24 protein-coding genes and 1 pseudogene are annotated in these 26,060 nt (G+C 59.7%); 11 read left to right on the top strand and 14 right to left on the bottom strand.

Annotated elements, in window-relative coordinates; translation table 11 throughout:
• Window positions 1–11 precede the first annotated feature (11 nt).
• Window positions 12–1,271, top strand: a complete 1,260-nt coding sequence (locus J5W70_RS06125) for a protoporphyrinogen/coproporphyrinogen oxidase (protein WP_022395901.1) — start codon at window positions 12–14, stop codon at window positions 1,269–1,271.
• 313 nt (window positions 1,272–1,584) lie between these two features.
• Window positions 1,585–2,475: a hypothetical protein gene (locus J5W70_RS06130; RefSeq protein ID WP_022395900.1), complete on the top strand. Its 891-nt coding sequence runs from the start codon at window positions 1,585–1,587 to the stop codon at window positions 2,473–2,475.
• A 99-nt stretch (window positions 2,476–2,574) separates the two neighbouring features.
• Here the strand turns inward: J5W70_RS06130 and J5W70_RS06135 are convergent, their stop codons facing one another.
• On the bottom strand, window positions 2,575–4,233 hold the full coding sequence (locus J5W70_RS06135) for a sulfatase family protein (protein ID WP_022395899.1): 1,659 nt from the start codon (window positions 4,231–4,233) through the stop codon (window positions 2,575–2,577).
• A gap of 162 nt (window positions 4,234–4,395) precedes the next feature.
• Here J5W70_RS06135 and J5W70_RS13005 point away from each other — a divergent pair.
• Window positions 4,396–4,800, top strand: a pseudogene (locus tag J5W70_RS13005) (DEAD/DEAH box helicase); the annotation flags it as partial.
• A 119-nt stretch (window positions 4,801–4,919) separates the two neighbouring features.
• Here the strand turns inward: J5W70_RS13005 and J5W70_RS06145 are convergent.
• The 3 genes from J5W70_RS06145 to nadB are packed head-to-tail and all read right to left on the bottom strand — an operon-like array spanning window position 4,920 to window position 8,775.
• On the bottom strand, window positions 4,920–6,128 hold the full coding sequence (locus tag J5W70_RS06145; protein ID WP_215841948.1) for a glycosyltransferase family 4 protein: 1,209 nt from the start codon (window positions 6,126–6,128) through the stop codon (window positions 4,920–4,922).
• Between the two features lie 17 nt (window positions 6,129–6,145).
• The gene (locus J5W70_RS06150) at window positions 6,146–7,177 is read right to left on the bottom strand and encodes a hypothetical protein (protein ID WP_022398216.1); all 1,032 of its coding nucleotides are present in this window, start codon (window positions 7,175–7,177) and stop codon (window positions 6,146–6,148) included.
• The gene (gene nadB / locus J5W70_RS06155) at window positions 7,171–8,775 is read right to left on the bottom strand and encodes an L-aspartate oxidase (protein WP_022398215.1); all 1,605 of its coding nucleotides are present in this window, start codon (window positions 8,773–8,775) and stop codon (window positions 7,171–7,173) included. Before nadB ends, J5W70_RS06150 begins: the two co-directional genes overlap by 7 nt.
• A 106-nt stretch (window positions 8,776–8,881) precedes the next feature.
• Between nadB and rlmB the strand changes: the two genes are divergently transcribed.
• The 3 genes from rlmB to J5W70_RS06170 all read left to right on the top strand — a co-directional run bounded on the left by rlmB (window position 8,882) and on the right by J5W70_RS06170 (window position 11,161).
• Window positions 8,882–9,469: a 23S rRNA (guanosine(2251)-2'-O)-methyltransferase RlmB gene (rlmB, locus tag J5W70_RS06160; protein ID WP_022398214.1), complete on the top strand. Its 588-nt coding sequence runs from the start codon at window positions 8,882–8,884 to the stop codon at window positions 9,467–9,469.
• 32 nt (window positions 9,470–9,501) lie between these two features.
• On the top strand, window positions 9,502–10,323 hold the full coding sequence (locus J5W70_RS06165; RefSeq protein ID WP_022398213.1) for a metallophosphoesterase: 822 nt from the start codon (window positions 9,502–9,504) through the stop codon (window positions 10,321–10,323).
• A gap of 430 nt (window positions 10,324–10,753) precedes the next feature.
• On the top strand, window positions 10,754–11,161 hold the full coding sequence (locus tag J5W70_RS06170; RefSeq protein WP_022398212.1) for a metal-dependent transcriptional regulator: 408 nt from the start codon (window positions 10,754–10,756) through the stop codon (window positions 11,159–11,161).
• Window positions 11,162–11,221: 60 nt separating this feature from the next.
• Here J5W70_RS06170 and J5W70_RS06175 read toward each other — a convergent pair whose 3' ends face one another.
• Both J5W70_RS06175 and J5W70_RS06180 read right to left on the bottom strand, forming a co-directional pair.
• Entirely contained in the window at window positions 11,222–13,318 is a 2,097-nt protein-coding gene (locus J5W70_RS06175) for a heavy metal translocating P-type ATPase (protein WP_022398211.1), read from the bottom strand.
• A 124-nt stretch (window positions 13,319–13,442) separates the two neighbouring features.
• Window positions 13,443–13,673, bottom strand: a complete 231-nt coding sequence (locus tag J5W70_RS06180) for a hypothetical protein (protein ID WP_022398210.1) — start codon at window positions 13,671–13,673, stop codon at window positions 13,443–13,445.
• Window positions 13,674–13,973: 300 nt separating this feature from the next.
• Between J5W70_RS06180 and J5W70_RS06185 the strand changes: the two genes are divergently transcribed.
• A complete protein-coding gene (locus J5W70_RS06185) occupies window positions 13,974–14,177 on the top strand; it encodes a hypothetical protein (protein ID WP_022398209.1) in 204 nt (67 codons plus the stop codon).
• Between the two features lie 42 nt (window positions 14,178–14,219).
• Entirely contained in the window at window positions 14,220–15,539 is a 1,320-nt protein-coding gene (locus J5W70_RS06190) for a carbohydrate porin (RefSeq protein WP_022398208.1), read from the top strand.
• A gap of 166 nt (window positions 15,540–15,705) precedes the next feature.
• On the opposite strand, the gene J5W70_RS06195 is transcribed toward J5W70_RS06190, so the two are convergent.
• Entirely contained in the window at window positions 15,706–15,891 is a 186-nt protein-coding gene (locus J5W70_RS06195; protein ID WP_102721212.1) for a hypothetical protein, read from the bottom strand.
• A gap of 255 nt (window positions 15,892–16,146) precedes the next feature.
• Between J5W70_RS06195 and J5W70_RS06200 the strand changes: the two genes are divergently transcribed.
• Complete coding sequence (locus tag J5W70_RS06200; RefSeq protein WP_022398206.1) at window positions 16,147–16,554, top strand: hypothetical protein; 408 nt, start codon at window positions 16,147–16,149, stop codon at window positions 16,552–16,554.
• A gap of 89 nt (window positions 16,555–16,643) precedes the next feature.
• Here the strand turns inward: J5W70_RS06200 and J5W70_RS06205 are convergent, their stop codons facing one another.
• The 7 genes from J5W70_RS06205 to tadA form a co-directional block, all read right to left on the bottom strand.
• Window positions 16,644–16,835: a FeoB-associated Cys-rich membrane protein gene (locus J5W70_RS06205; protein ID WP_022398205.1), complete on the bottom strand. Its 192-nt coding sequence runs from the start codon at window positions 16,833–16,835 to the stop codon at window positions 16,644–16,646.
• Window positions 16,836–16,867: 32 nt separating this feature from the next.
• Window positions 16,868–19,129 carry a ferrous iron transport protein B gene (feoB, locus tag J5W70_RS06210; RefSeq protein WP_215841949.1) on the bottom strand — a complete coding sequence of 754 codons (2,262 nt, stop codon included), beginning with the start codon at window positions 19,127–19,129 and terminating at the stop codon, window positions 16,868–16,870.
• 76 nt (window positions 19,130–19,205) lie between these two features.
• Complete coding sequence (locus J5W70_RS06215) at window positions 19,206–19,436, bottom strand: FeoA family protein (protein ID WP_012420130.1); 231 nt, start codon at window positions 19,434–19,436, stop codon at window positions 19,206–19,208.
• A 31-nt stretch (window positions 19,437–19,467) separates the two neighbouring features.
• Window positions 19,468–19,680: a FeoA family protein gene (locus J5W70_RS06220; protein ID WP_022398203.1), complete on the bottom strand. Its 213-nt coding sequence runs from the start codon at window positions 19,678–19,680 to the stop codon at window positions 19,468–19,470.
• 253 nt (window positions 19,681–19,933) lie between these two features.
• Window positions 19,934–21,313, bottom strand: coding sequence for a cytochrome c peroxidase (locus tag J5W70_RS06225; protein ID WP_022398202.1), 1,380 nt, complete (start codon window positions 21,311–21,313; stop codon window positions 19,934–19,936).
• Between the two features lie 66 nt (window positions 21,314–21,379).
• Window positions 21,380–22,372 (bottom strand): lipoyl synthase, encoded by a 993-nt coding sequence (gene lipA / locus J5W70_RS06230; RefSeq protein ID WP_257228125.1) that lies wholly within the window; start codon window positions 22,370–22,372, stop codon window positions 21,380–21,382.
• The gene (gene tadA / locus J5W70_RS06235; protein ID WP_022398200.1) at window positions 22,369–22,926 is read right to left on the bottom strand and encodes a tRNA adenosine(34) deaminase TadA; all 558 of its coding nucleotides are present in this window, start codon (window positions 22,924–22,926) and stop codon (window positions 22,369–22,371) included. Before tadA ends, lipA begins: the two co-directional genes overlap by 4 nt.
• Window positions 22,927–23,070: 144 nt before the next feature.
• On the opposite strand from tadA, the gene J5W70_RS06240 reads away from it, so the two are divergent.
• Both J5W70_RS06240 and J5W70_RS06245 read left to right on the top strand, forming a co-directional pair.
• Window positions 23,071–24,069, top strand: coding sequence for an ROK family protein (locus J5W70_RS06240; RefSeq protein WP_022398199.1), 999 nt, complete (start codon window positions 23,071–23,073; stop codon window positions 24,067–24,069).
• A gap of 58 nt (window positions 24,070–24,127) precedes the next feature.
• Window positions 24,128–26,053, top strand: a complete 1,926-nt coding sequence (locus tag J5W70_RS06245) for a heavy metal translocating P-type ATPase (RefSeq protein ID WP_022398198.1) — start codon at window positions 24,128–24,130, stop codon at window positions 26,051–26,053.
• Window positions 26,054–26,060 lie beyond the last annotated feature (7 nt).

Below are 26,060 nucleotides of genomic sequence, written 5' to 3' on the forward strand. Positions count from 1 at the left end.
TTCTTTATTCCATGATGAAATATGCTGTGATCGGAGCCGGAGTTTCCGGATTGTCCATGGCCGGAATGCTCTTGAAAAAGGGGTATGAGGTGGTGGTTTACGAGAAGGACAGCCGCCCCGGCGGCCTAGTCAAGTGCGCGGAGGTGCAGGGCAATTTGTACCACCTGGTAGGCGGTCATGTGTTCAATTCCCGGCGGCAGGAGGTATTGGACTGGTTCTGGTCCCGGTTTGACAAGGAGCGTGATTTTGTTTCCGCCCGCCGCCGTGCCGTCATTTCCCTGGAGGGCGGGGCTGTGGTGGATTATCCCATTGAGAACCATCTCGACCAGTTTCCGGAGGCCGTCCGTTCCTCCATTGTCCATGAACTGCTGGAGCTTTACAGGAATCCCCCTGCGAAACCCAGTTTCCTGGGAGAATTTTTCCGGAACCGTTTCGGGAAGACCCTGAACGACCTTTATTTCACGCCCTACAACAACAAGGTGTGGCGGCAGGACATCAACGGAATCGCCATGGACTGGCTGGAAGACAAGCTGCCCATGCCGACCGTGGCGGAAATCCTGTTGAATAACATTGGTCGCGTCAATGAAAGCGCCATGGTGCACAGCTCCTTCTTTTATGCAAAGCGCGGCGGCTCCCAGTTCCTGGCGGATACGCTGGCGCGCGGCCTGAAGGTCAGGTACCGGGCGGAGGCTGCGGACATCCGTGCGCAGGATGGAAAATGGCTCGTGCAGGGAGAATTGTTTGACCGGGTTGTTTTTACAGGGAATGCCAGGCAGCTTGCGGACTGCTTTCCCGGCGTGGATGAACTCCGTCCGTTCCTTCCCCAAATTTCGGCATTGCGCTCCCACGGCACCACCTCCGTGCTGTGCCGGATTGACCCCAACGGCTATAGCTGGATTTACATGCCCTCCCCGGACCACCGTTCCCACCGCATCATCTGCACGGGGAATTTTTCCAGGAACAACAATAACGGAGACATTACCACCGCCACCATTGAGTTTTCCGAGCAAATGACGGAAGAGGAAATCAGGCGGCAGTTGGAGCTTATTCCCTTTTCACCCTCCTACCTGGCCCATCACTGGGAGGAATACACCTATCCCGTGCAGGATGCGTCCAGCCGCGCCCTGATCCGGGAGCTGAAGGAGCGCCTGGAACCCAGGGGCATTTACCTGCTGGGGCGTTTTGCGGAGTGGGAATATTACAACATGGATGCGGCCATCGGCGCCGCCATGGACCTGGACAAGAGGCTGGACGCGGAGCTTCAGCCATAAGGGCGCCCCCCGCGGACGCGGGAATATAAGAAAGACTTTTATCGGCAAGTATCCGGCCAACGCTGTGGATTGTTAATCCGCTGTCAATGGAAAATTTTAACGGAGAACGAATTCCAGATATTTGACGTGTAATAAAAAAGATTTTCCATCATCCCCGTAGGATGGCCTGAACAGACAACTTTTTCAGGGTTATATTTTTACAGGTCCTCTTTTATTTTCTCCAAACAAGCGGATTAACAACTCGCTAGAAAGGGCGTGCAGAAAGCATGGCCCATGTTCTACCCGGCCATGCGTTTACCCGGAATCAACGCGCATGGCTATTCGTTATTGTTCTTTCGCGACACGCGGCTACCGCTGGCGGCAGTGGATGCGGATGACAAGTTTAAAGCTGGCGGAGCCTTCCGTGGAATTGTCTTTCTGGAATCTTGGCCGCCTGCTGTCCGCAGGCATCAGGCGCGAAGTGCCCTGGTTTGACCCTCATTTGCATGGGGCTGGTTACTGGTGCTGGAAACCCTTCATCATGCTCAGGGAACTGGAAAGCCTGCAGGAAGGGGACTATTTGCTTTACACGGATGCGGGGCGTCCGCCGGGAACGCTTTTCCGCCATTCAGTACAGCCTCTTGTCCAATGGCTGGAGGAGAAGGGGCAGGATATCCTGCCGGGAGTGAATATCTCCTATTACACGGGAGATTTGTCAAGGTGGTGCAAGCAGAGCGTTTTTGACGCATTGAATCTGGATATCAGGGATTTCGAGCATAGCCCCCTGATTCAGCCGACTCCGTGTTTCCTGAAAAAATCGGAAGAAAGCGTCCGGATTCTTCGTGAATGGATGGAACTATGCCGGCAGTTCAGCCTGGTGTCTTCCCCGACTCCGGAGGAAAAAAGCCGCTGCCGTGACAATTTTGCGGACCATACGCATGACCAGACGCTGTGGTCGCTTGTTGCGGCCATGAACCATCTGGATTGCCTTTATTCCGGGAAGGGAGTCATCCATCTTGACGGGAGGCAGCCCTTTTTACGGCACCCCGGATTTGATGATAAGGATCCGGACTTCTTTTTGGGAGAGCTTGGAGCGGAGAGGGTGGAAAGGCCTTTGCTTACCTTTCTCTCCGGCGTTCACCAGGGGATTGCTTTTTGCGAGAAGGCCGTGAATAAATTGTCCAAGATCGCCGGATTGGGGCCCCTCAAAGGTTTTTACGGGTAAGGCCGGGGTGGAATAGCCGTTACCGGGGCGGGATACGCAGGGAATAAAAAGGCGCCGGAATCTTCCGGCGCCTGGGAAAAGTTCCGCTGGAACGGCTTCCTACCAGGAAGCGTCAAATTTGGGGATGGGCGTTCCCTTTCCTCCGGGGCAGTTTTCCGGTACCTTGTACGCCTTGCGGAGTTCGTTGTAGCGCTTCTTGAGCTGTTCCACGGTGGACTTGTAGGCGGGATCGTCAATGACGTTCTTCATCTGCATGGGGTCCTTCTTCATGTCAAAGAGCATCCATTCGTCACTGGTCCAGATGTAGGAGAGCGTGTAGCGGTCCGTCCGGATGCCGTCGTGGCGCGGGGCGTTGTGTTCGCCGGGATTCTCGTAGAAACAGTAGTAGATGGCGTCCCTCCAGTTGTCCGGCTTCTTGCCCGTGAAGGCCGTGGGAAGCAGGGAAACGCCCTGGAAGGTGCTCATGTTTTCCGGGGTGTCTGCTCCTGCCGCGGAAACGATGGTGGGAGCGTAGTCGATGTTCTGCACCATGGTGGTGTTGCGGATGCCCGCGGGAATTTTGCCGGGCCATCTCATGATGAGGGGCATGCGGAGCGATTCCTCAAAAATCCAGCGCTTGTCGTACATGCCGTGTTCGCCCATGTAGAAGCCCTGGTCGCCGCAGTAGATGACCAGCGTGTCTTTGGAAAGGCCTTCCTTGTCCAGGTATTTCATGAGGCGTCCGATGCTGTCGTCCACGGAAAGCAGGCAGCCCAGGTAGTCTTCCATGTAGGCGTGCCATTTCCATTCCGCGAAGGCTTTCGGGTCTTTCAGCTTCCCGGATTTCATGCCGTCCACCAGGGACTTGGTGCGCTTGGCGTAGTAGTTCGTCCAGGTTTTCTTTTCTTCCGGGGTCATACGGTTCAGTTCGCCCAGGTCCCAGCCGTAGCCGGGGGAGACGATGCTCTTGCGCATGTCTTCCGGCACCTGGTCCTTGAGCACCTTGAGGTCAGAATAAATCGCCATGTGCCTGGCTACGGTCTGCTGGTTTTTCTTCAGGAATTCCGGGCGGTTGGCGTAGTCATCATGGAAGTTGGCGGGCGGCGTCAGCTTGGACGTGTTTACCTTGCCCAGATGGCGCAGGGCGGGGCACCAGGCGCGGTGAGGAGCCTTGTGGCCTACGACGAGAAGGAAAGGCTTGTCCTTGTCCCGGTTTTCCAGCCATTGGATGGATTTGTCCGTGACCACGTCCGTGGCGTAGCCGGGGAAGCGCTTCGTCTGGCGCTTCCCGTTCGGCTTGAGGCTGATGAAATCCGGATTGTAGTAACTGCCCTGGCCGGGGAAGATTTCCCACGTGTCAAAGCCGGTGGGGTCTGATTCCAGATGCCATTTGCCGAACAGGCCCGTCTGGTAGCCGGCTTTTTGCAGCATCTTCGGGTAGGTGGGCTGGGAGCCGTCCAGCGGCCTCTGGCCGTTGAAGACGAAGCCGTTCATGTGGGAGTGTCTTCCGGTCAGGATGCAGGCGCGGGAGGGTCCGCACAGGGAGTTGGCGCAGTAGCTGCGGTCAAAGACCATGCCTTGCCTGCCCAGCTTGTTGAAGTTGGGCAGCGAGACGGGGGAATCGTTCTTGGAGGTGCCCAGCGTCTGGTAGGCGTGGTCGTCCGTGATGATGAAAAGGATGTTCGGCTTTTTATTCCCCGCAGCCTTGGTCTGGGCTGTGAGGGGAGCTGCCGCCAGCAGGACCAGAGTTCCGGCAATGATGGTTTTCAAAGGTCTCATATTGCATGGAGGATATAGGATGAAGCCACCGTGTCAATGTCATAGGATTCCTTTTGCCGGGATTTTCCGTTATGATATCATTTTCCCATGCATTCCTCCCCGTTGGAAGACACGCTGCGTTTGTTCGGCAAGGAGCGGTTCCGCCCCATGCAGCGGGAGCTGATGGAGTGCGCGCTGGCGGGCCGGTCCTGCATCGGCATTTTGCCTACGGGTTCCGGCAAGAGCCTTTGTTACCAGATTCCGGCAGTGCTGGGAGACGGGGTGACGGTGGTGGTTTCCCCGCTGATCGCCCTGATGCGAGACCAGGTGGCCGGGCTGGAAAAGCTGGGCGTGGCCGCGGCCAGGTATGATTCCTCCCTGGCGGAGGAAGAGAAGGGCGCCCTGCTGGACAGCCTGAAGTCCGGGGCCGTCCGCCTGCTGTTCGCCGCGCCGGAGTCTCTGGAATCCCCGTGGATGCGGCAGGCCATGGAGTTTGTTTCTCCCGGCTTGTTCGTGGTGGATGAGGCGCACTGCCTCTCGGAGTGGGGGCACAGTTTCCGCCCGGATTACCTGGGGCTTCCCGTTTTTTTTAAAAAGCATGGGTTCCGGAGCGTTATGGCCCTGACGGCCACGGCTACGGAACGGGTGTGCCGCGACCTGGCCGCCCTGTTTGACGTGCAGGAGGACTGCATCTTCCGCGCCGCGCCTTACCGGGCGAATATTTTCCGCCAGGCGGAAGTGCTGAAGGAGCAGGATAAAACCGCGCGGCTGGTGCAGTTTTTGAAAGAGGACGGCCAGCGTTCCTCTTCCTCCAGGGCGGTGCGCAGCGTTTCCGCCAGCGCGTCCGCGGAAGGTTCCCGGGCAATCCAGCCGTTCCGGCCGTGGCTGATGAGCTCCGGCAGGCCGCCGCGGGGGGTGACGATGACGGGCGTGCCGTGGAGCCATGATTCCAGGACGACCATGCCGAAGGTTTCCTCCCACAGGGAGGGCGCCACGGCCAGTCCGCAGGCGGCGCGCACGGCGCCCTGTTCCTCATGGGGAATGAACCCGGTCAGGCGGATGGATTCAAGGCGGCGGGAAGCGACGTAGCGCTCCAGTTCCCCGCGCAGGGGGCCGTCCCCCATCAGGTAGAGGGTGCGGCCGGGAGGGGCAAGGCGTTCCCACGCCTGAACCAGTGGGAGGACGCCTTTTTCCTGCGTAAGGCGTCCGGCGTAAAGAACGTCCCGGCGGGGGGTGGTTCGGCGGGGGGTGGTTCGGCGGGGGGTGGTTCGGCGGGGGGTGGTTCGGCGGGGGGTGGTTTTTTGCCGGATGAAGTGGGGGATGACCCTGATTTTGTCCTCCGGTATTCCGGTTTGGATGAGGAGCTCCCGCTGGCGGCGGCTGACGGCGATGTAGGAGGAAAGGCGGTTCCAGGTGCCCATGCGGCGCGTTTTATATAGCGTAGCGGCCGCCAGGGCGGAATAGGCCGCGCTGCCGCGCCAGCAGGCGTGCAGGACGCCGGGAAGGTAGTTGCCGTTTTTACAGGAGAAGCAGGGGAAGCCGTCCCGGTAGAATACCCCGTTGAGGCATCCGGCGCGGTAGTTGTGCAGGTAGTGGATGACGGGAACGGATTGCTCCAGGGCCAGCCCGTAGACGCAGGGGGACATGGCCGGGAACGTGTTGTGGATGATCCACGCGTCATAGCGGTCTCTGCGCAGGCATTCGCGCAGCTTTTCCTCCACGTCCCTGTTGCGGAGCATGTAGCGCATTTTCGTCAGCGCGCCGTGGGGGCTCTGGAACAGCTCCGCGGTGGAATAGACAAAGGGGGTGACGTCCGCCACGGCACGCAGCTCTTCCGTGATGGCGCGGAAGCAGACTTCCTCCCCCCCCACGTCGCCGTAGCGGCTGAAAATATGTAGAATGCGTGGACGTTGCATGGCCGCGGCGGAACGGACTATCCCTGGAGTTCCCTCCTGAGCTTCTGGGGATCCTTCAACAGCTCCCTCTGGATGGCTTCCTGCTGCTGGCGCAGGCGGTCTTCCCGGGACTGGAGGGCTTTTCTCCCGGGGCCTACTTCGGAATTGACGAAGGGGTTGTTATCCCCCCATTTGGACCAGGGGCCGCGGGGGATGCGGTAGAATTCCACAAAGCGCCAGTGGACGACGGCCGTTCCGCCGGTGATGCCCAGGTAGTCGCGCACGGCGGGGGAGATGTCGATGCCCGCTCCCTTGTTCTGGGTGTTGACGGGGGGCTTGTCGCCGAAGACATAGGGCCAGTCTTCCGTGGTGAAGGGGCCGCAGTCCTCCCACTGGGCAAAGCAGGAGCGCTTGTTGTAGACGATCTGCACCCACCTGCCTTTGCAGACGGATTGCCCTTTCCCCGTGTATTCCCGGCGGAACCACGGGATGACGCGTGACGCCTCCGTCTTGTGCTCTCCCTTGCAAACGTCATTGTAGGGCAGCGCCACGTAAAAAGGATTTTGCCGGGGGACGAACGTTTTCGGGCGGAAGTCCACGGTGCGGCACACGGGGTCCGGATTGTCGAAACCGCCGAAGTTTTCCCGCCAGGCGGAGTCCCACGAGCTCTTGTGGTTGGCTACCGGGTTGCGCTCCGTGGAATCCTCCCCCACCCAGAAGACCGTGGCGGTGATATTGAGCCGCCAGGGATAGGTGCCGGGGCTCTGTCTGGCCGTCCTGGGAAGGATGCGGGGCTGGGGTGCCGGGCGTTTGCCGCCCGCGGCCGCGGCGGGCGATTTGACGATGACCCTGGGCAGCGGGTCCCGCTGCGTGGGGGTGATGATGACGGGGCCTTTGGGCCGTCCGGAGCTGTCCGCCAGGGCGCGGGTTGCGCTCCGGCCCGTCTGGATGTCCGCCCTGGCGGCCCCTGCCGGAGCCAGGGCCAGCAACGCAAGCAGGCATGCGGAAAGGAAGGAGTTCCCAGCGGAACCCTTCCGGAATGCCTGTTGACGTTGCCAGTGTTTTACCATCGGTGCAGTTGAGTGACGAAGCGGTGATCCAGCTTGCCGGGATAATCCGTGTTGAAGTGGAGCCCGCGGCTTTCATTGCGCCGCATGGCGCAGTCCACGATCAGGGAGGCCACCGCCACCAGGTTGCGCAGTTCCAGGATGTCCGGCGTGATGCGGTACCCCCAGTAGAAGTCCTTCACCTCCCGGTGAAGCATCCGGAGGCGCGTGGCCGCGCGGTCCAGCCTTTTGTTGGTCCGCACGATGGAGACATAATCCCACATCAGGCGGCGGATTTCATCCCAATTGTGATAGATGACGGAAAGTTCGTCCGGCAGGGCGGTATCCCCGTGGTGCCACGCGGGGATGTCGTAAGAAGTGGGGGCATCCTTTCTCAGCGGCTGGAGGGAGAGCATGGAGTCCAGCGCGCGCTTGGCGACCACCACGCATTCCAGCAGGGAGTTGGAGGCCAGGCGGTTGGCGCCGTGGAGGCCCGTGCACCCGGTTTCCCCGGCGGCGTAAAGGCCATCCAGGCTGGTCTGGCCGTTGACGTCCGTCAGGACGCCGCCGCACTGGAAGTGCGCTGCGGGAACGACCGGAATGGGCTCCCTGGCGGGGTTGATGCCGTAGCGGCTGCAGGTCTCGTAAATCAGGGGGAAGCGCTCCTGGACGAAGCCCTCCGGCTTATGGGAGATATCCAGATAGACGCACATGCTGCCCGTCCTCTTCATTTCCGAGTCCACGGCGCGGGCGGTAATGTCGCGCGGGGCCAGGGATTTGCGGGGATCGTACTTGTGCATGAATTCCTTCCCGTCCGCTCCGATCAGTACGCCGCCTTCGCCCCGCACGGCCTCGGAGATGAGGAAGGAGCGCGCTTCCGCTCCTTCCGCGCGGGTGTTGAAGAAGCAGGTGGGGTGGAACTGCACGAATTCCATGTTGGCGATGGTGGCTCCCGCGCGCCAGGCCATGGCTACGCCGTCCCCCGTGGCGGAATCATTGTTGGTGGTGTACAGGTACACGCGTCCGCAGCCGCCGGTGGCGAGCAGCACGCGGTCTGACCGGAAAATTTCCACTTCCCCGGAGGCGCGGTCCAGCACGTAGGCCCCAAGCACGCGGTCTTCCGTGACCAGACCTAGTTTGGTCGTCGTAATCAGGTCGATGGCGAAGTGGTCTTCCAGCAGTTGGATGTTGGGGTGGAGCTTGGCCGCCTCCAGCAGCTTGGAGGTGATTTCCAGGCCGGTGGCGTCCTTGGCGTGGAGGATGCGCCGCTTGGTATGGCCTCCCTCCCGGGCCAGTTCGTAATCCTCCCCCTGGTTGCCGGGGTCAAAATTGACGCCCCATTCCAGCAGTTCCCGGATGGCGCCGGGGCCTTCCTCCACAATGGTGCGTACGGCCTGTTCGTTGCAGAGGCCCGCGCCGGCGTCCAGCGTGTCCGCAATGTGGTCTTCAAAGGAGTCGTTGCGGTCCCAAACGGCGGCTATGCCGCCCTGCGCCTTGGCGGAACTGCAATCCAGAAATTTGCCTTTTGTAATGACGGCAACCTTGCCGTGTTCCGCCGCTCTCAAGGCGAAACTCAATCCGGCAACACCTGCCCCAATGACTAAAAAGTCGCTCGTCTTCATCTTGAATGGTACGGAACTGTAGCATAACGGAGACCCTCAAGTCACGCCCAATGATGGGGCGGCGGGGCATATTTGTCTGGAAAAGAAGCGTGAAACACGCTAATTCATGGGCATGAGACCCCAAGGGAACGAACAGGAGGCGCGCCGGAACAAGCATGTGCGCAGCGCTCCGGCCAAAATTGCCGTGAAGGCGCTGGGAGAGGATGTGCTGGACGGGATTCTGGACAAGTCCCCCAACCCCCTGCTGCTGATTCTGGACTGCGTGCAGGACCCCCACAACCTGGGAGCCATTCTGCGGACGGCGGACGGCGCGGGCGTGGATGCCGTAATCGCTCCGCGTGACAAGTCCGTGGGCATTACGGAGACCGTGCTGCGCGTCTCCGTGGGGGCGGCGGAAAAGGTGCCTTTCATCCAGGTGACCAACCTGGCGCGCACCATGAAGCAGCTCCAGGGCCGCGGCATCTGGATATTCGGCACCTCGGACAAGGGGGACCGCGACCTGTATGAAACGGATTTCACGGGGCCGGCCGCGCTGGTGATGGGCGCGGAAGGGGAAGGCATGAGGCGGCTGACGGAAGAGAATTGCGACTTCCTGATCAGGATTCCCATGAAGGGGAGCGTTCCGTGCCTGAACGTGTCCGTAGCTACGGGCGTGTGCCTGTATGAGATGGTGCGGCAGCGGCTGCGCTCCTGATTCCATGGTTGTTTTCCTCCTCCCCCGCCCTTATGATTCAGGAACTTGACCTTGCTCCGGGAGAACGTGCCCGGTTCATTTCAGACGTCCACTTCGGCCATGCCAAGGCGCTGGCCCGGGAGCCGGAGGAGCTGGCTTTCCTGCTGGAGGGGTGCACTCATCTGGTGGTGTGCGGGGACCTCAGTGAAACCCGTGAAAGCCCCTGCCAGGCGGAAGGGCTGGAAAAACGCGCCCGTTTCCTGCAAATGTGCCGGGATGCCGGAGTGCAGCCCGTGCTGCTGGCTGGCAACCATGACCCGGATGAGAAGGCCGGACTGCTGAAATTGCAGGGGGGACGCGTCTGCGCCCTGCACGGTCATGCCCTGTTCAAGGAGGTGGCCCCGTGGGGATGGGAATATTTGAAAAACAAGCAGGCCTCCCGTGAGCTGATTGCCGCGTTCCCGGAGGCGGATACGGATTTGCGGCGGCGGCTGGAACTGGCGCGCGCCATGAGCGTGCTGGTTCCCCCCATTTACACGCGTTCCGGGGCGTGCCGGAACAAGCTGGTGCGTTTTCTGGCGCATTCCGCCTGGCCGCCGGAGCGGCCCGCGCAGATTCTTCTGGCATGGCTGACGATGATGCGGCGCATGCGGAAATTCACGGAACGCTTTTTCCCGGAAGCGGAAGTCGTCATCTTCGGCCATCTGCACCGCCGTGCGGTGACCGGGAAAAGGGGAGGGCGGCTGTACGTCAATCTGGGCGCCTGCTTCCACCATGCCGAGTGCTGGGCGGCGGACGTGACGGCGGAGGGGGGCGTCTCCATCCGCAGCTATACGCCTGAAGGGTATGACGGTCCGGCGGTGGTTCTCCGCTGACCGCGGCCCGCAGAGGAAAAAAGGGAAGGGGAACGCGCCCGTGTTTAGGCGATAATGTGTTAGAGCACCGGATGACTAGTCCATACAGTTTGTGGACGCGTTCCCCAAGGAGTTTGGCCGCGCCTGTTTTCCCTTGTTGCCGGAGGGACAATTTTTCCCGGAGCATTTCAGGGCGCAGCCCCGGCAGCAGCAGGGGCGCGAGGCGGGAAAGAACCTGGAGAAGAAGGACTCCGTTCTGGCGGGAACGCCGCCGGAGCATTTTCTTCCGTTGTTTCTTTCCGGGTTTGGGCTGACCATGAATGAAAGTTAGTGCAATCTAACTTGTCTTGCAAGAAAAAAGTTTGTCTCATCTAATATTTTTCAAGAAGAGGTTGACTTGGCCGGAGCTTGGGTTATTGTTTTTGTTAGTTAAACCTAATAAGCATCAGTCATGATACGCAAAAACTTTCCCTCCCTGGAGCTGAGCAACAGCCTGGAGGATTACATTGAGGCCGTCCGCAACATCGAGCTGGAAAAAGGGTGCGCCGCCGTAGGAGAGATCGCGGAGGCGCTGAACGTGAAAAAGCCTTCCGTCTCCCTGGCCATGAAGCAGTTGAAGGAACGCGGCCTGGTTGAATATACGCAGTATTCCCCCATTGTGCTGACCCGGGAGGGCCGTTATTACGCGGACCGGGTTATTTCCTGCCACACCATGGTGAAAGAATTCCTGATCACGGTGCTGAAGATGGAGGAGAAGCGCGCGGACGAAGTGGCCTGCGGCATTGAACACATCATGACGCTGGAGGAAATTTCACGGTTCCAGCTCCTGACGGAGCATTGCCGGAAGAGCGGAGAATAGGAAGGCTCAGCACGTTTTTCAAAGGGATGGTTCATTTCCACATGAACCATCCCTTTCCTTTTACTGCGGAGTGCCGACCGGGGGCAGGCAGCGGCGCGTGCTGCGCGCGCTGACGTACACCGTGGAGGCATTGTGGAGGAACGCGGAAAGGGCCGGGGTAATCAGCCCGAACATGCCCAGCAGAATCAGGGAGGTGTTGAACCCGACGATGAAGCGGTAGTTGCGCTCTATTTTTTCAAGGACGGCGCAGCTCAGTTCCCTTAAAACCGCCAGTTCACTCAGGGAGCTGGACAGCAGGGAAATGTCCGCCACTTCACGGGCGATGTCGGAAGAATCCTTCATGGAGACGGAGACGTCCGCGCAGGAAAGGGCGGGGGAATCGTTGATGCCGTCACCCACCATGCACACCGTTCTTCCGGACTGCTTCAACTGCTGGATGAAGCGCGCCTTGTCCTCCGGCAGAACCTGGGAGCGGTATTCCGTGATGCCCAGCTGGCGGCTGATGGCGCGGGCGGCGGACTCGCTGTCTCCGGTGAGCATGATGATGGAGGAAATGCCCTGCCGCTTCAGCCGGGCGATCGTTTCCCTGGCTTCCGGCCTGGGAGGATCGCTGACGCCGATCATGCCGATCGCCCTGCGGCCTATGGCCAGGAAGATGTTGGATTTGCCCCTGGCGTGGCTGCGGATGGTCTGCCGCTGTTCTTCCGTGAGGAGGATGCCTTCATCTTCAAAAAGGAAGTGGTAGCTGCCCACGAGGACCTTCTTCCCATGCAGGCGGGAGGAGATGCCGTGGGCCACGATGTATTCCACCTCCGCGTGCTCTTCCTCATGGTGCAGGCCTTCCTCCAGCGCCTTGCGCACGACGGCCCGCGCCACGCTGTGAGGGAAGTGCTCTTCCAGGCAGGCGGCCGTTTTCAGGATGTATTCCCGGCTGCAGTCGCTCAGGGGGACAATCTGCGTCACCTGGGGGCAGGCGGAGGTCAGCGTGCCCGTCTTGTCAAAGACGATGGTGTCCGCCCTGGCGAACAGCTCCATGAATTTTCCGCCCTTGATCATGATCTTGCGCGCGGAAGCTTCCTTCATGGCGGAGATGACGGAAATGGGTGTGGCGAGCTTGATGGCGCAGGAATAATCCACCATCAGCACGGAGAGCGCCTTGGAGATGTTCCGGGTGAACAGGAACAGCACCCCCGCCGTGAGCAGGGTGAGTGGAACGATGGAATCCGCGAGTTTTTCCGCCCGGCTCTGGATGCGGGCCTTCAATTCCTCCGAATGGTCAATCAGGGCGATGATGTTGTTGATGCGGGACTGGTCGCCCATGGCGTCCACCCGGATGACGAGGGAGCCTGTTTCCAGCGTGGTCCCGGCGAAGACGACGGAGCCTTCCTGCTTGGCTGCCGCTTCCGATTCTCCCGTCATGGCGGCCTGGTTCACTTCCGCCTCCCCGGACAGGACGGCGCCGTCCACGGGGATGACGTTGCCGGCGTCCACTCGGATCTTGTCCCCGGGCCGGATTTGTTCCATGGGAACCTGGCGCATGCCGTCCTTTTCCACCCTCCAGACCTGGTCCACGTTGATGCTCAGGCTGGCCGCAAGCGCCGCCCGGGTCTTCTTCCGCGTGTAATTTTCCAGCAGGTCTGAAATGGAAAGAAGGAACATGATGGAATTGGCCGTTCCGTAGGCCCTGGTGCCGATGGAGACCCCGATGGATACGGCGTCCAGAACCGCCACATTGAGCCTGCCGCTGCCCAGGCCTGCCATTCCGCGCCGGAAATAGGAGCCGTAGTTCCAGAAAGCCTTGGCCATTCTGAGAGGGGGCGGCAGGAATAATTTGCAGAGCAGGAAGGAAGAAACTTTCCCGGCTATCTTAAGGGAAAAGGATTGGCCCAGTTTCCTGGCTTCCGCTCGTTCTTCCGGTTCATGGCTGCGGAGCGTTTCCGGCCTGAGCCTGTCCAGCGCGCGGAAAATGGTCTGGGGATTCGCCCCTTCGTACAGGATGAACACCCCCCCGTTGCAGGGAGTGGCCTTGACGGAGCTGACCCCTTTCAGCTTCAGGAGCCTGCATTCAATGCCGCAGGCCTGGTCATGGTTGAACATGCCGCGGCCGCAGCGCACCCGGAGCCTGCCGGGCGTATGGTGGATAACCTGATAGTGCATCGGTTTGGAAAAATGAAAAAGGGGGAAACGCCCTTCTCCGTGCGTTTCCCCCGTTGGAGGCTGCCCGTTCCGCCGGCGGAGAAGGAAACGGGCTGCCCCAGTATGATGATGAACAATGAGATTGTTACTGTTCCGGCTTGCGGTTTTCAGCGGCGGCCTCGTGGCACAAGTCCTGCGCTTCTTCACGGATATTGGCCAGTTGCTCCATGGCCTTCTGCTGGATGAGCATGGCTTTGGAAAGCCCCTGGACGGCCAATTTCCTGGTAGCGGGGCTTTTAACCACTTTCGTGCCGATGGCGGCGGCGATGACTCCGCCGACGAAGCCCCAGAGGCCCTTGTTGTTGATGTAACTCATGGTAATGTTTTTTGTTGGGTTCAGCCGGCCTTGGCGGCATGCAGCCGTTTCTTTCCCGGAAGGGTTGGATGATCTCCAATAGGCCTGCTTTTTTGTAACGTTCCGCAGGTTTCAGGTCAAGTTGAATTAGTTTCAACTAATTTTTTTACGGTACGTAAAATTATTTTAAAGATTTTTCAATACATTGATCATAAAAGAGGTATGAAACGTGCTTCATGGAAGGAGTTCCAAATTGGAAAAGGGCTAAGGGAGAAAAAGTGTTGACTCAATAGTTAGTTCTATCTAACTTTGCCGCGTTGCATGAACTTGACCCATACAGGACTTCACCGTTTCTTCCGCCGGATTTGCCGGTACCGGAAACTGGCCGGGCTTCTCGTCCGGCGTCCCAGATACCGCCTGCTCTGCGGGGACTGTGAGTTCTGTATGGGCGCATGCGGCAAAGCCGTGGATGCGCAGTCCGCCGCAGGCCGGGAGCAGGAATGCTCCTCCGCCATGGAAGGCTGAACATCCGCGATTGACGAGGAAGACTCAAGATACAGCATTACTATGAAGAAACGCTACATGATACCCGCCCTGCTGGCCTGCTCCGGCTTCTGCATGGCCGGTACGGCATCCGTAGCCACTACCGCCGCCGCTCCGGCTGCGGAAGAGGCTGAAGGCAAAGGTTCCATTCTGGACGACATCGACCTGTTCGGGGACGAATACGGCGATGAAAGCACGCCCATTCCGAACGATCTTCTGACCAGGGCCCTGACGGATCTGCATAAAGGCGCTTACGAGAAAGCCGGCTTCCAGTTCCTGGTGGAGCAGGCGTTCCTCTATACCAAGGGCCACCATGCGGCCGCGAACGAAGAGACTGCCGGTTCCAGCCAGAGCTGGTACAAATTCCACGCCCAGGCCGGGCTGCAGCTGTTCAAATCCAGCCGCAACCAGGGCACCTGGATCAAGAGCGAGCTTTCCGGCTCCGTGGCCCTGAACAAGCATACGCACCGCACCACGCTGGACGACTCCTGGGGCGCGAGCGGCCCCGCCAACTGCGACGTTTTTGAAGACGGCTACTTCTACCTGCCGGAACTCCTCCTTTCCCAGGGATTCATGGACGGCCAGCTCGTCATCATGGGCGGCATGATCAACCAGACGAACTATTTTGACGCCAATACGTATGCCAACACCACCTTCGGACAGTTCGGCGGCGCTCCCTTCGTCAACAACCAGGTGCTTCCGCTGGGGGACTCCAACTTCGGGTTCGTGGGGCAGTACCAGTTCAATGAAAACTGGTTCATCCAGGTGGGCGGCAACATGATGGACAATGAACCCCGCCGCAACCCGTTCCACCACACGACCGGAAAATCCTTCAACCTGCTCGGTGAAATCGGCTGGACGCATGAAAAGGCCTTCGGCATCGGCACGGGCACGTACCGCCTGCAGCCGTTCATGTTCCATGCGGACGGCAAGAACCATGGAGGCGTGGCGTTCAACCTGGAACAGGACCTGGGCAGCAGCCCGTTCGCCCTGTTCGCCCGCGCCGGCTGGAGCAGCGCCGAATCAGGCAACATCTGCGGAGCGGAAGCCCAGGCGTCCGCCGGGGTCATTTTCAAGAAACCTCTGGAAGTCATGACCGGCTTGAAAGAAGCGGACGGCAACTTCTTCGGCGTAGGCTTCTCCGTGAGCAAGCCGGATGCCGACACGCTGGCGGAAACGCGGCCCGGGCATGACCGGGAAATGATTCTGGAATGCACGTACAGCTTCTCCATTACGCCGTACTGCCTCATCCAGCCTTCCTACCAGTATGTGAAGAATCCTTCCGGGCGGGATGACGTCAACTCCGCCAATATCTTCTCCGTACAATGCGTCGTCACGTTCTAGGCGGGAAATGTCCCGAATCTGTGGAAGCGCAATAATAATCAAGTCTTCCTTGTCCGTCTGCATGCAGAGAGCGGAATCCTGCGTGCAAGGACATTGAAGGGGTCTGCATGACCTGACGGCAACGTCGCATTCTCGATCAGGTAGGGGGTGCGGCGTTGCTTATTCTTTATCTCAAAGGAAGCGAGAGGCGCTTGAAACGCCTGTGTTCCTGAACCCCGTCATTCCGTTGTCCGGACTGGGGCGCTGCGGAAGAGGCCTGTACGGAGGAGGCCGGCGCCGTATTCCGCACCGGTTCCCTGCGGGCCGTATCCGCCTGACAGGAGGCTGCCAGCAGGCAGGCGGCTCCTATCATGATACATGTGTACTTGTTCATCATCTTATGTTGTGCGGCTGGTTGTAGCCGCTGATGGTTAGATTAGCACTTCTTCCCATCTGTTGAAAGTTCTTTGGTTTGACTAACAACAAGTTAGGTGAATTAAACACGAAGAAGAACGTTAAGATCAGCGCCTTGCACGCTGCCGGATTTATGACAATTGATGACATTTCCGGCGTCAGGAAACATTTAAAACCATGTTGACTTGGATGGGAACTGTCTTAAACTGACAGAATGAGTAAGGTTCAATGGGAAATTTCAAATGATGAAGTGACCGACCGTGATACTGCTCTGCGCCGCTTGCAGGAGGGAACGACTGGCCATGTGGTATGCGCCCGCGACGGCGCGTGCCTCCAGTCCTACAAGGAAGCGGACGGCATCTACCACTGTGAAATCGTGTTCAAGACGGGCTCATGCTGCCCGCCGGTATTCGCCGCTCCGGAAGGGGTGACGGGGCAGGAGCTGGAAACGCTGTACGACCGTTTTGCCAGCGGTGACGACTTCTCCTTTGTGGAAAAGGAATGGGAGCCCCTGATGGCCGTGGAGTACCGCCACCGCCACAATGTGATGTGGTTCATCTTCCTGTTTATCGCGCTGGTGATTGCGGCCATGGCGGCGTACCAGCACGGCTGGATCGGTTAAGGAGGGAGCGCATGCGGCATGCGCAGAAGGAAAGAACCTGCAAACCGCGGGCGGTCTGCAGGTTCTGAAAGAAAGGGCTGAGACTGGGCTCAGTCCTGTTTTTCTTGCTCGTCGTCGTGATGGTGGCCTCCGCAGCAACCGCCGCCGCTGCCGCAGCAGCTATCGCCGCCGTTGCCGCACCCGTCACAGTTGCCGCAGCACTTGCCGCGCTTGCTGAACGTTTTATACAGCGCGTAGGCCAGGGCCAGGAAAAGGAGGGTGGCAATGATATATGTTCCCATGTTGGTGAGGGGGTTAGGAGTGGGTATGAGGGTTATTTGGAGGGTACGGAGGGTTTCTTCACCACCAGGTAAATGAGGCCCAGCAGGAGCAATACGGCGAGCCCCTGCCCGATGCCGAAGGAAGCTTCCGCATAAAGCCATGCTCCCATCTGGTAAATCAGGAAGGCCAGGCAGTACGCCAGGGCGCACATGTAGCCGATGGCGAAGAAAGTCCATTTGGCGCTGTTCATTTCCCTTCTGATGGCTCCCATGGCGGCAAAGCAGGGGGCGCAGAGAAGGTTGAAAATCATGAAGGAGAAGGCGCTCAGGAACGTGAAGGCTCCCGCCTGGACCAGGCGGTCCCCGGTTTCCCTGATTTCAGCGTCTTCATCTTCCTCCTCTTCAGCGGCGGCTTCCTCGGCGGCAGCTTCTTCAGAGGCGCCCTCCAGGGATGCCTGGAGCTCCTGGCCGGCGGGGGACATTTCCTGCGTTTCGGCGGGTTCTTCCTCCGCCTCTTCCCCGGAACTGCCGTCCGCATACAGAACGCCGAAGGTGCCGACCACGTTTTCCTTGGCAATCAGTCCGGTGATGGTGGCCATGGTAGGTTTCCATTCGCCCCAGCCCAGCGGCTGGAAGACGGGTGCGGCCACGTTGCCGATGGAGGCCAGCATGCTGTCATTCTGCTCCACGGAATCAACCTTCCAGTTGTAGCTGGAAAGGAACCAGATCAGGGCGCTGGACACGAAGATAACCGTCCCGGCTTTTTGCACGAAGGCCTTGCAGCGTTCCCACGCGTGGATGATGACGTTCTTCCAGGCGGGAACGTGGTAAATGGGAAGTTCCATGACGAAGGGGGTGGGATCCCCGGAGAACATGGCGGTCTTTTTCAGAATGAGGCCGGAAAGGATGATGGCGCCCACCCCGATGAAGTAGGCTCCCGGGGCCACCCAGGAATTTTCCGGGAAGAAGGCGCCTGCAATCAGGGCGATGATGGGCGTTTTAGCTCCGCATGGAATGAACGTGGTGGTCATGATGGTCATGCGCCTGTCCTTTTCATTCTCAATAGTGCGGGTGGCCATGATGCCCGGAACGCCGCAGCCCATGGAAACGAGCATGGGGATGAAGGACTTCCCGGAAAGGCCGAATTTGCGGAAAATGCGGTCCATGATGAAGGCCACGCGGGCCATGTAGCCGCAATCTTCCAGAATACCCAGGCACAGGAACAGCACCGCCATCTGCGGCAGGAAGCCCAGGACGGCCCCCACGCCGGCAATCACGCCGTCCTGAATCAGGCTTTCCAGCCACGGGGCGCAGTTGGCGCTTTCCAGCAGGCCGCCCACCCATTCCGGAACCCATTCCCCGAAGAAGGTGTCATTGGCCCAGTCCGTTCCCCATGCGCCCACCGTCTGGATGGAAATGTAATACACCGCCCACATGACGACGGCAAAGATGGGGAGGCCCAGCCAGCGGTTGGTGATGATGCGGTCGATCCTGTCGCTTCCCGTCAGGCTGCCGATACCGGCCTTGACGACGGAATCCGCGGTAATGCGTGAAATGGAATTGTAGCGCTCGTTGGTGATGATGGATTCGCTGTCGTCATCCATCTCCTGTTCCATGGCTTCAATGATCCCGTTGATGCGGGACTGCTCCTCAGGGGTGAGCGCGAGCTGGTCCGCGACTTTCTGGTCCCTTTCAAAAACCTTGACGGCAAACCATTTTTTCTGCTGGTCCAGGCATTTGCCGGTGATTATTTCACCTATTTCCCCGATGGCTTTTTCCAGACGGTCCGGGAAGTGCACGGCGCGCGGGGCCCGGGCATCCTCCGAGGTGGCCGTTTTTACGACGGCGTCCACCAGTTCACGGATTCCGGTCCCTTTCAGGGCGCTGATTTCCAGCACCCGGCAGCCGAGATCCCGGGAAAGCTTTTCCGTGTCAATGCGGTCGCCGCGCTTCCGGACAATGTCCATCATGTTCAGGGCGATGATGACGGGAACGCCCAGCTCGCAAAGCTGGGTGGTGAGGTAAAGATTGCGTTCCAGGTTGCTGCCGTCAACCAGGTTCAGGATGAGGGAGGGATGGTCCGTGACCAGGTAATTCCGGCTGACGACTTCCTCCAGGGTGTAGGGGGAAAGGGAATAAATGCCCGGAAGGTCTTCAATGATGATGTTCTTGTGGCCTTTCAGGCGGCCTTCCTTTTTTTCCACAGTAACGCCGGGCCAGTTCCCGACGTACTGGCTGGAGCCTGTCAGGGCGTTGAAGAGAGTGGTTTTTCCGCAGTTGGGATTGCCCGCCAGGGCGATGGTAATGTTGCTCATGGATGTTTCCTTGTCTTGATGTATGGGTGCGCCGTCTTGCTGTCAGGTCAGGAAACGTGCGGTAATAAGGGCGGAATCAATGGATATGGATGTTCTCGGCTTCCGATTTGCGGATGGAGAGTTCGTAGCCGCGGACAGTGACTTCAATGGGATCTCCCAGGGGGGCGACTTTGCGGATGAAAATCTGCGTTCCCTTGGTGACTCCCATGTCCATGATGCGCCTTCTGACCGGGCCTTCCCCCGCCAGTTTCCCGACGGTCACGGTTTCCCCGATCAGGGCGTCTCTTAATGTACGGTGTTTGGTCATAGAATGATGGCTGATTGTTGGATGAGAAGGTTCAGGCCACGAATATCTTGCAGGCAAGAGCCTTGCTGAGAGCTATCCGGGACCCCTTGACATTGACGATGAAGTTTCCGCCGTTTTCAGAAACGATGGAAACCGTGCTGCCGGCAACGAAGCCCAGGCTTTCCAGAAAACGCCGGGTTTCATCCCTGCCATGAATTTTGTTAACCTGGCGAATATCGCCGATGTTGAGCATGGAGAGTGGCATGGTGTGTGTATGAATCAAATCCGGGAGAAAGTTAGTTTCATCAAACTAGTAAGTCAATGATATTATGCGCCTGTGTTTTCAATTTGGATAAAAATTATTCATCATGAATCATTTACCCATTAGTTTAATCTAAGTATGACGCGGAGGAAAAGCCGGAAACGGGGGTTTTCCGGCAATAAGCCGGAAGGGGGAATACAAAAAAGCCGCGCCATGAAGGTTCATGGCGCGGCTGGAAAAAATGCTTTCCTCTGGCTCAGGAGGCGGGGCAGACTTCGCCCTGGACGGGCTTGCCGTTGTATTCCCCGGTCAGGGTTTTCAGGAAGGCCACCAGCAGGCTCACCTCCTTCTTGTCCAATTTGTCGTAGCCGAGCTGGTAGTGGTACATCTTGGTGATGGCTTCCTCCAGCGTCTGGGCGGAGGCGTCATGCATGTACGGCCAAGTAAGCTCCACGTTGCGGAGGGTGGGAACGCGGAACCTGTGCCTGTCTGATTCCTTCTTGGAAAAGTTCATCAGGCCGTTGTCGTCATTGGTCTTGGCGCGTCCGGCAAAGAAGTCTCCCTTGAGGTCGGCGTATTCAAAGGACTGGCCGCCCATGGCGGGGCCGGTGTGGCAGGTCTGGCAACCGAGCTTGAGGAAGAGCCTGTAGCCCTTCTTGGCATTCTCGCTGATGGCGTTTTCATCACCCTTCAAATAACGGTCGAACGGGCTGTTCGGCGTGATGAGGGTCTTTTCATATTCCGCGATGGCGTTTGTGATGGTTTCTCCGTTGAAGCCCTGGGGATAAACCTTCCTGAATTCCGCGGCAAACGCGGTGTCCTGGTTCAGCTTGGCGGCGATCTGGTTCCAGTCGTCCGGATGTTCGTAACCCATTTCCACCGGGTTCAGGGGAGGTCCGCCCGCCTGTTCCTGGAGGCTGGCGGCGCGTCCGTCCCAGAACTGCTTGGTGTGGAAGGCGGCGTTGAAGACGGTGGGGGCGTTGATGCCTCCCTTCTGGCCGCGGACTCCGGTGGAGGTGGCCAGGTTGTCCGTGCCGGCCTTCTCCAGGGAGTGGCAGGAAGCGCAGGAAACGGTATTGTCCGTGGAGAGGCGCACGTCATGGAACAGCTTATAGCCTAGGGCCACCTTGGCCGGATCCGTGGGAAGGGCGTCTGGAATGGGGGAGATGGCGGTGATGGCGTACTCCTTGCCCACCATGTCGCCGAAGATTTTCAGGCGTTCATCCTTGACCCACTGGAGCATGGCTGCTTTTTCCGGAAGGGTGAGCGTGCTGCCCCAGTGCACCATGGTGTAGGAGGTGGGTGGCATGGAATTGATCTGGAGCACGTGTTCCAGTTTGGAAAGGGTCACGGCAGTGGGCGGTTCATCCATGTTGTAGCTGCGCTGTCCGTCCCGGATGTGGCGCGCCAGCAGGCCGCCGGAAAGGGTGTTCACCAATTCGGAAATGTGGGTGCCGGGCTTATGGCAGTCCGCACACTTGGAGTTCATGGTATGTGCGGTGATTTCCGCCGCCTGGGCGGATGTCAGGGGCTTGATATTCTGGTTCGGCAGGAACAGGGGCGCGACTGCCGCCGTCACGATGACCGTGCCACCCAGAATGGCCCCGGCCGTGATGAAGGAACGTGTTTTGCTCATGAGATTCTCAATGACGTGGAATTGCCTGTATGGTAAAAGGGAAGGGTTAATATATCAAGATTTATTCTAAAGTTCGCCGGCCTTTCTCAAATCTTCGTTAATGGCCTCCAGCACGTCCGCTTCCGGGGTGAAATTGGCGGCATGGTAGGAGCTGCGGACCAGCGGCCCGGACGCCACGTGCCTGAAGCCCTTGGCTCGCGCGACCTCCTCATAACGGACGAAGTCGTCCGGATGGATGTATTTGACCACCGGCAGGTGGTTGCGGGAGGGGCGCAGGTACTGCCCCAGCGTCAGCACCGTGACGCCGTGTTCCAGCAGGTCGTCCATGGACCGGAAAAGCTCGTCTTCCGTCTCTCCCAGGCCCAGCATGATGCCGCTTTTGGTGGAAACCTTGCCGTCCACGCAGTCCAGCGCCATCCGGAGGACGCGCAGGGAGCGCTGGTACTGGGCGCGGAAGCGCACGATGGGCGTCAGGCGTTCCACCGTTTCCAGATTGTGGCCGAAGATGTGGGGACGTGCCGCCATCAGCGTCCGGATGGAGGAGGGCTTCTCATTCAGGTCCGAGGCCAGCACCTCAATGATGGTGGAGGGACTGGCTTTTCTGACGGCCCGGATTACTTGGGCGAAGTGGGCGGCGGCTCCGTCCGGAAGGTCGTCCCGGGTGACCATGGTAATGACGGCGTGGCGCAGCTTCATGTGCACGACGGCGTCCGCCACGTGCTGCGGCTCCTCCGGGTCCAGCGGAAAGGGCTTGGCGGTTTTTACGGCGCAATAGGCGCAGGCGCGCGTGCACCGCTCCCCGGCGATCATGAAAGTGGCCGTGCCCTGGTTCCAGCATTCGTAGCGGTTGGGGCAGTGGGCTTCTTCACAGACGGTGAACAGGTGCTTGCCTTCCACAAGCTGCTTGACGTCCCAGAATTCCCGGCCGTTGGGCAGGCGCACCTTGATCCAGGACGGCTTGCGTTCCGTCCCTTCCGCAGTCTCGTTGTCGTTCCGGTGTTCCATAGCCCCGCTAGCTTGCCGTGAGTCCGCTGCTTTGGCAAATGCAAAGTGCTTTATTCGGGGCCGTCTTCCCCGTTTTCATCCGGAATTGCGGGGGAGTCCGCAGCCAGCTTCTTCCGTTCTTTGGCCGCCAGCCGCGCCGCACGGAAAAATTCCTGGAGGTGGTGCAGGCATTCGTCCCCCAGAACGCCGGGACGCACCTCGCACTTGTGGTTGAGGGGAGGGTTGGAATCCAGCAGGTTGATCCAGCCTCCCGCGGCTCCGGTCCTGGCGTCCGGACAGCCGAAGACCACCCTGTCCGGGCGGCAGTGGACGATGGCCCCCGCGCACATGGGGCACGGTTCCTTGGTGACGTATAAGGTGCAGCCTTCCAGCCGCCAGTCGCCCAGCGCCTCCTGGGCTGCCGTCAGGGCGATCATCTCCGCATGGGCCGTGGCGTCCTTGAGGGCCTCCACCTGGTTCCAGCCACGGCCGATCACGCGGCCGTCTTTCACCACGATGGCCCCGATGGGCACCTCCCCCTTCACCAGGGCTTTTCTGGATTCTTTCATGGCTTGGCGCATGAACCATTCGTCCGAACCGGGCATTTCCATCATCACGGCGCCTATCATGGACTGGACGGCGCATCCCTGGCAAGCCCTTTCTGGAGGATATTTATTGTATTTTATACAAGAAGTTCGGCATGCCGCGGAAAGGGATGGGTGTGAATGCGTTTTTGCGTTGATTCCAGGGGGTGCGTGGCATAAGTATGAACCATGAGCTTTTCAGAACCCTGCGCATTGGCCGTGGACTTCGGCGGTACGAGCATCAAAATGGGCGTGACGGCGGGGGACCGTATTCTGGCGACGGCGGACCGCATCCCCACCGCCATGTTTGAAAGTCCCCAGGCGATTATTGAGGCCATGATTGCGGCGGCCCTGAACCTGCGCGGGCAATTCCCGTCCGCCTGCGTGATGGGCATGGGGATGCCGGGATGGTGCGATTACTACAGGGGGACTCTTTACCAGCTTACCAATGTCCGGGTATGGGACCATGAAGTTCCGGTGAAGGAGCTGATGGAGCAGGCGCTGGGCCTCCCCGTCGTGCTGGACAATGACGCCAACTGCATGGCGTATGCGGAATGGAAGCTGGGCGCCGGGCGCGGCATGTCCAGCCTGGTGTGCCTGACCATGGGGACGGGCATTGGCGGCGGCATTGTGGTGAATGACCGCATCCTCCGGGGGAAACGGCTTTCCACCGGGGAGCTGGGCCAGACGAGCATCCATTACCAGGGCAAGCCCGGCCCGTTCGGCAACCGGGGAGCCATTGAAGAATATATCGGCAACAACGAACTGGCGGCGGAGGCGGTCAAACGGTATGCCGGGGCGGGAATCGTCAAAACCGTGAACGAATGCACGCCCAGGGACCTGGACGAAGCCGCCCGCGCGGGCTGTCCCATCGCCCTTCAGCTATGGGAGGACACGGCGGAAATGCTGGCCTGTCTCATCATGAACCTGATGTACACGCTGGTGCCGGACGCCTTCATCATTGGCGGGGGGGTTGCCAAGGCCGGAGACCTGCTCATGAAGCCCCTGCTGAAGAACCTCAGGGAGCAATTGTTCCCCATGCACATGGAGGAGCTAAAAATCCTGCCCGCCAGATTTGGCGCGGAAGCGGGGCTGCTGGGCGCCGGCGCCATGGCGATGGACGAATTCCTGGGGCAGGGAGTTCTGGAACGTTTTAAGAAAGAAGAAGTAGCAAAAGCTCTTTGTTAGATTGAACTAACATAGGGCTTGCCATAGCGTAGACGCAGGCGTACAAGCGGAACAGGTCATGAGTATGGAACATTCCCACGAACATTTTTCACAAGGAGCTTCCTGCTGCGCCGGAGGGTGCTGTTCAGGAAGCTGCTGCGGCTCTGGAGACGCCATCAGGCCCGTGCCCGCCGTGCTGGGCATCGCCCTGTTTGTCGCCGCCCTGGTGATGGGAAGCGATTCCTGGAGCGGCATGGCTGCATATGCGGCGGCCTACCTGCTGATAGGCTGGGATGTATTGAAGGCGGCTTTTTTGGGGTTGAGGCACGGGCGTGCCATGGATGAAAATTTCCTGATGAGCATTGCCTCCCTGGGAGCGATGTTCCTGGGGGATTATTCCGAAGCCGTCGGGGTGATGCTTTTCTACCGCGTGGGAGAATATCTCCAGGAGCGCGCGGTGGGCAGTTCCCGCCGGTCCGTGAGCGAACTGATGAACCTGAGGCCTGAATCCGTCCATGTGAGGGAGGGCGGCACTGTCCGTGACGTTCCTCCCGCGGAGGTCCGGCCCGGTTCCGTGATTGAAGTGCGCCCCGGAGAGCGTGTCCCGCTGGACGGCACGGTGACGGAAGGGAATTCCGTCCTGGATACCTCCGCCATGACCGGTGAATCCCTTCCGGTGGAGGCCGGGGCCGGAAGCACCGTGCTGGCCGGGTACATCAACGGACAGGGCGTGCTGGAGGTGCGCACGGACCGGGACTGGCGGCATTCCGCCCTGGCGAGGGTCCAGGAACTGGTGGAAGCCGCTTCCGGCCATAAATCCCCCCTGGAAGGAAGGCTGTCCACGTTTTCACGCATTTATACGCCTCTGGTGATCTCCATTGCCGTTCTGGTGTTCCTGCTTTATCCCTTCGTCACGGGCGGAAGCTGGACGGACGGCCTGTTCCGCGCGCTGGTGCTGCTGGTGATCTCCTGCCCCTGTGCGCTGGTGCTGTCCATCCCGCTGGGCTTCTTTGCCGGGATAGGGCGGGCGGCGAGGCAGGGAATTCTGCTGAAAGGGAGCAACTACCTGGATGCCCTGCGGAAAGTGAAGACGGTGGTGTTTGACAAGACCGGAACCTTGACGGAGGGCGTCTTTTCCGTGGATGAAGTGCTTCCACGTGACGGAGTAACGCCGGAGGAACTGCTGTACTGGGCGGCGCACGCGGAAAGCTCCGCCTCCCACCCGCTGGGGCGTTCCATCGTAAAGGCGTATGAAGGCAGCCTGTTCCCGGACCGTGTGGCGGAGCTGGTGGAAGTAACGGGGGGCGGCGTTTCCGCCCGTGTGGAAGGGAAGGCCGTGCTGGTGGGGAAAAAGGCTTTTCTTCAGGAGGCGGGGGTAGAGGCAGGGGAGGAAGAGGATCGCGGCGTAACCATTTACGTGGCTCTGGACGGCGTTCCGCTGGGGCGCTTGCGCCTGTCTGACCGGATCAAGCCGGGGGCGGAACAGGCGGTGCGGGAATTGAGGGCGCTGGGCGTTTCCAACCTGGTGATGCTGACGGGGGATTCCTCCTCCGCCGGTGCGGAGGTGGGGCGCAAGCTGGGGCTGGACGAGGTGTTCAGCGGGCTGATGCCGGCCGGCAAGCTGGAGCACGTGCGACGGCTGAAGCCGGAAGAAGGCCTGCTCGCCTTTGTGGGGGACGGCATGAATGACGCTCCTTCCCTGGCTGCCGCGGACATTGGCATAGCCATGGGCGGCGTAGGGTCTGATACGGCTCTCCAGGCTGCGGACGTGGTGGTGATGAAAGGAGATCCCGTTGCCGTTCCGCAGGGGATGGTTCTGTCACGGGCGACGGAGCGCATTATCGTGCAGAACATTGTTCTCATCCTGGGCGTCAAACTGCTGGTGATGGTGCTGGGTATTCTGGGGCTGGCCGGTATGTGGGCCGCCGTCATGGCGGATGTAGGCGTCTGCCTGCTTGCGGTGGGCAACTCCATGCGTATTTTCCGGGTAAAACTGGACGCGTGACGGAGGA

The sequence above is a fragment of the Akkermansia massiliensis genome, assembly GCF_018847375.1.
Lineage (GTDB): Bacteria > Verrucomicrobiota > Verrucomicrobiia > Verrucomicrobiales > Akkermansiaceae > Akkermansia > Akkermansia massiliensis.

What these genes read in the sequence shown, in the direction of transcription:
- J5W70_RS06145 (WP_215841948.1), bottom strand. Translation starts at nt 6,128, where the DNA reads ATGCAACGTCCACGCATTCTACATATTTTCAGCCGCTACGGCGACGTG.
- J5W70_RS06225 (WP_022398202.1), bottom strand. Translation starts at nt 21,313, where the DNA reads ATGAGCAAAACACGTTCCTTCATCACGGCCGGGGCCATTCTGGGTGGC.
- J5W70_RS06190 (WP_022398208.1), top strand. Translation starts at nt 14,220, where the DNA reads ATGAAGAAACGCTACATGATACCCGCCCTGCTGGCCTGCTCCGGCTTC.
- J5W70_RS06180 (WP_022398210.1), bottom strand. Translation starts at nt 13,673, where the DNA reads ATGAGTTACATCAACAACAAGGGCCTCTGGGGCTTCGTCGGCGGAGTC.
- J5W70_RS06175 (WP_022398211.1), bottom strand. Translation starts at nt 13,318, where the DNA reads ATGCACTATCAGGTTATCCACCATACGCCCGGCAGGCTCCGGGTGCGC.
- J5W70_RS06220 (WP_022398203.1), bottom strand. Translation starts at nt 19,680, where the DNA reads ATGCCACTCTCCATGCTCAACATCGGCGATATTCGCCAGGTTAACAAA.
- J5W70_RS06130 (WP_022395900.1), top strand. Translation starts at nt 1,585, where the DNA reads ATGGCTATTCGTTATTGTTCTTTCGCGACACGCGGCTACCGCTGGCGG.
- J5W70_RS06170 (WP_022398212.1), top strand. Translation starts at nt 10,754, where the DNA reads ATGATACGCAAAAACTTTCCCTCCCTGGAGCTGAGCAACAGCCTGGAG.
- J5W70_RS06195 (WP_102721212.1), bottom strand. Translation starts at nt 15,891, where the DNA reads ATGATAGGAGCCGCCTGCCTGCTGGCAGCCTCCTGTCAGGCGGATACG.
- rlmB (WP_022398214.1), top strand. Translation starts at nt 8,882, where the DNA reads ATGGGCATGAGACCCCAAGGGAACGAACAGGAGGCGCGCCGGAACAAG.
- J5W70_RS06185 (WP_022398209.1), top strand. Translation starts at nt 13,974, where the DNA reads ATGAACTTGACCCATACAGGACTTCACCGTTTCTTCCGCCGGATTTGC.
- J5W70_RS06165 (WP_022398213.1), top strand. Translation starts at nt 9,502, where the DNA reads ATGATTCAGGAACTTGACCTTGCTCCGGGAGAACGTGCCCGGTTCATT.
- J5W70_RS06125 (WP_022395901.1), top strand. Translation starts at nt 12, where the DNA reads ATGATGAAATATGCTGTGATCGGAGCCGGAGTTTCCGGATTGTCCATG.
- J5W70_RS06240 (WP_022398199.1), top strand. Translation starts at nt 23,071, where the DNA reads ATGAGCTTTTCAGAACCCTGCGCATTGGCCGTGGACTTCGGCGGTACG.
- J5W70_RS06215 (WP_012420130.1), bottom strand. Translation starts at nt 19,436, where the DNA reads ATGACCAAACACCGTACATTAAGAGACGCCCTGATCGGGGAAACCGTG.
- feoB (WP_215841949.1), bottom strand. Translation starts at nt 19,129, where the DNA reads ATGAGCAACATTACCATCGCCCTGGCGGGCAATCCCAACTGCGGAAAA.
- J5W70_RS06245 (WP_022398198.1), top strand. Translation starts at nt 24,128, where the DNA reads ATGAGTATGGAACATTCCCACGAACATTTTTCACAAGGAGCTTCCTGC.
- J5W70_RS06150 (WP_022398216.1), bottom strand. Translation starts at nt 7,177, where the DNA reads ATGGTAAAACACTGGCAACGTCAACAGGCATTCCGGAAGGGTTCCGCT.
- J5W70_RS06200 (WP_022398206.1), top strand. Translation starts at nt 16,147, where the DNA reads ATGAGTAAGGTTCAATGGGAAATTTCAAATGATGAAGTGACCGACCGT.
- J5W70_RS06205 (WP_022398205.1), bottom strand. Translation starts at nt 16,835, where the DNA reads ATGGGAACATATATCATTGCCACCCTCCTTTTCCTGGCCCTGGCCTAC.
- J5W70_RS06135 (WP_022395899.1), bottom strand. Translation starts at nt 4,233, where the DNA reads ATGAGACCTTTGAAAACCATCATTGCCGGAACTCTGGTCCTGCTGGCG.
- tadA (WP_022398200.1), bottom strand. Translation starts at nt 22,926, where the DNA reads ATGATAGGCGCCGTGATGATGGAAATGCCCGGTTCGGACGAATGGTTC.
- nadB (WP_022398215.1), bottom strand. Translation starts at nt 8,775, where the DNA reads ATGAAGACGAGCGACTTTTTAGTCATTGGGGCAGGTGTTGCCGGATTG.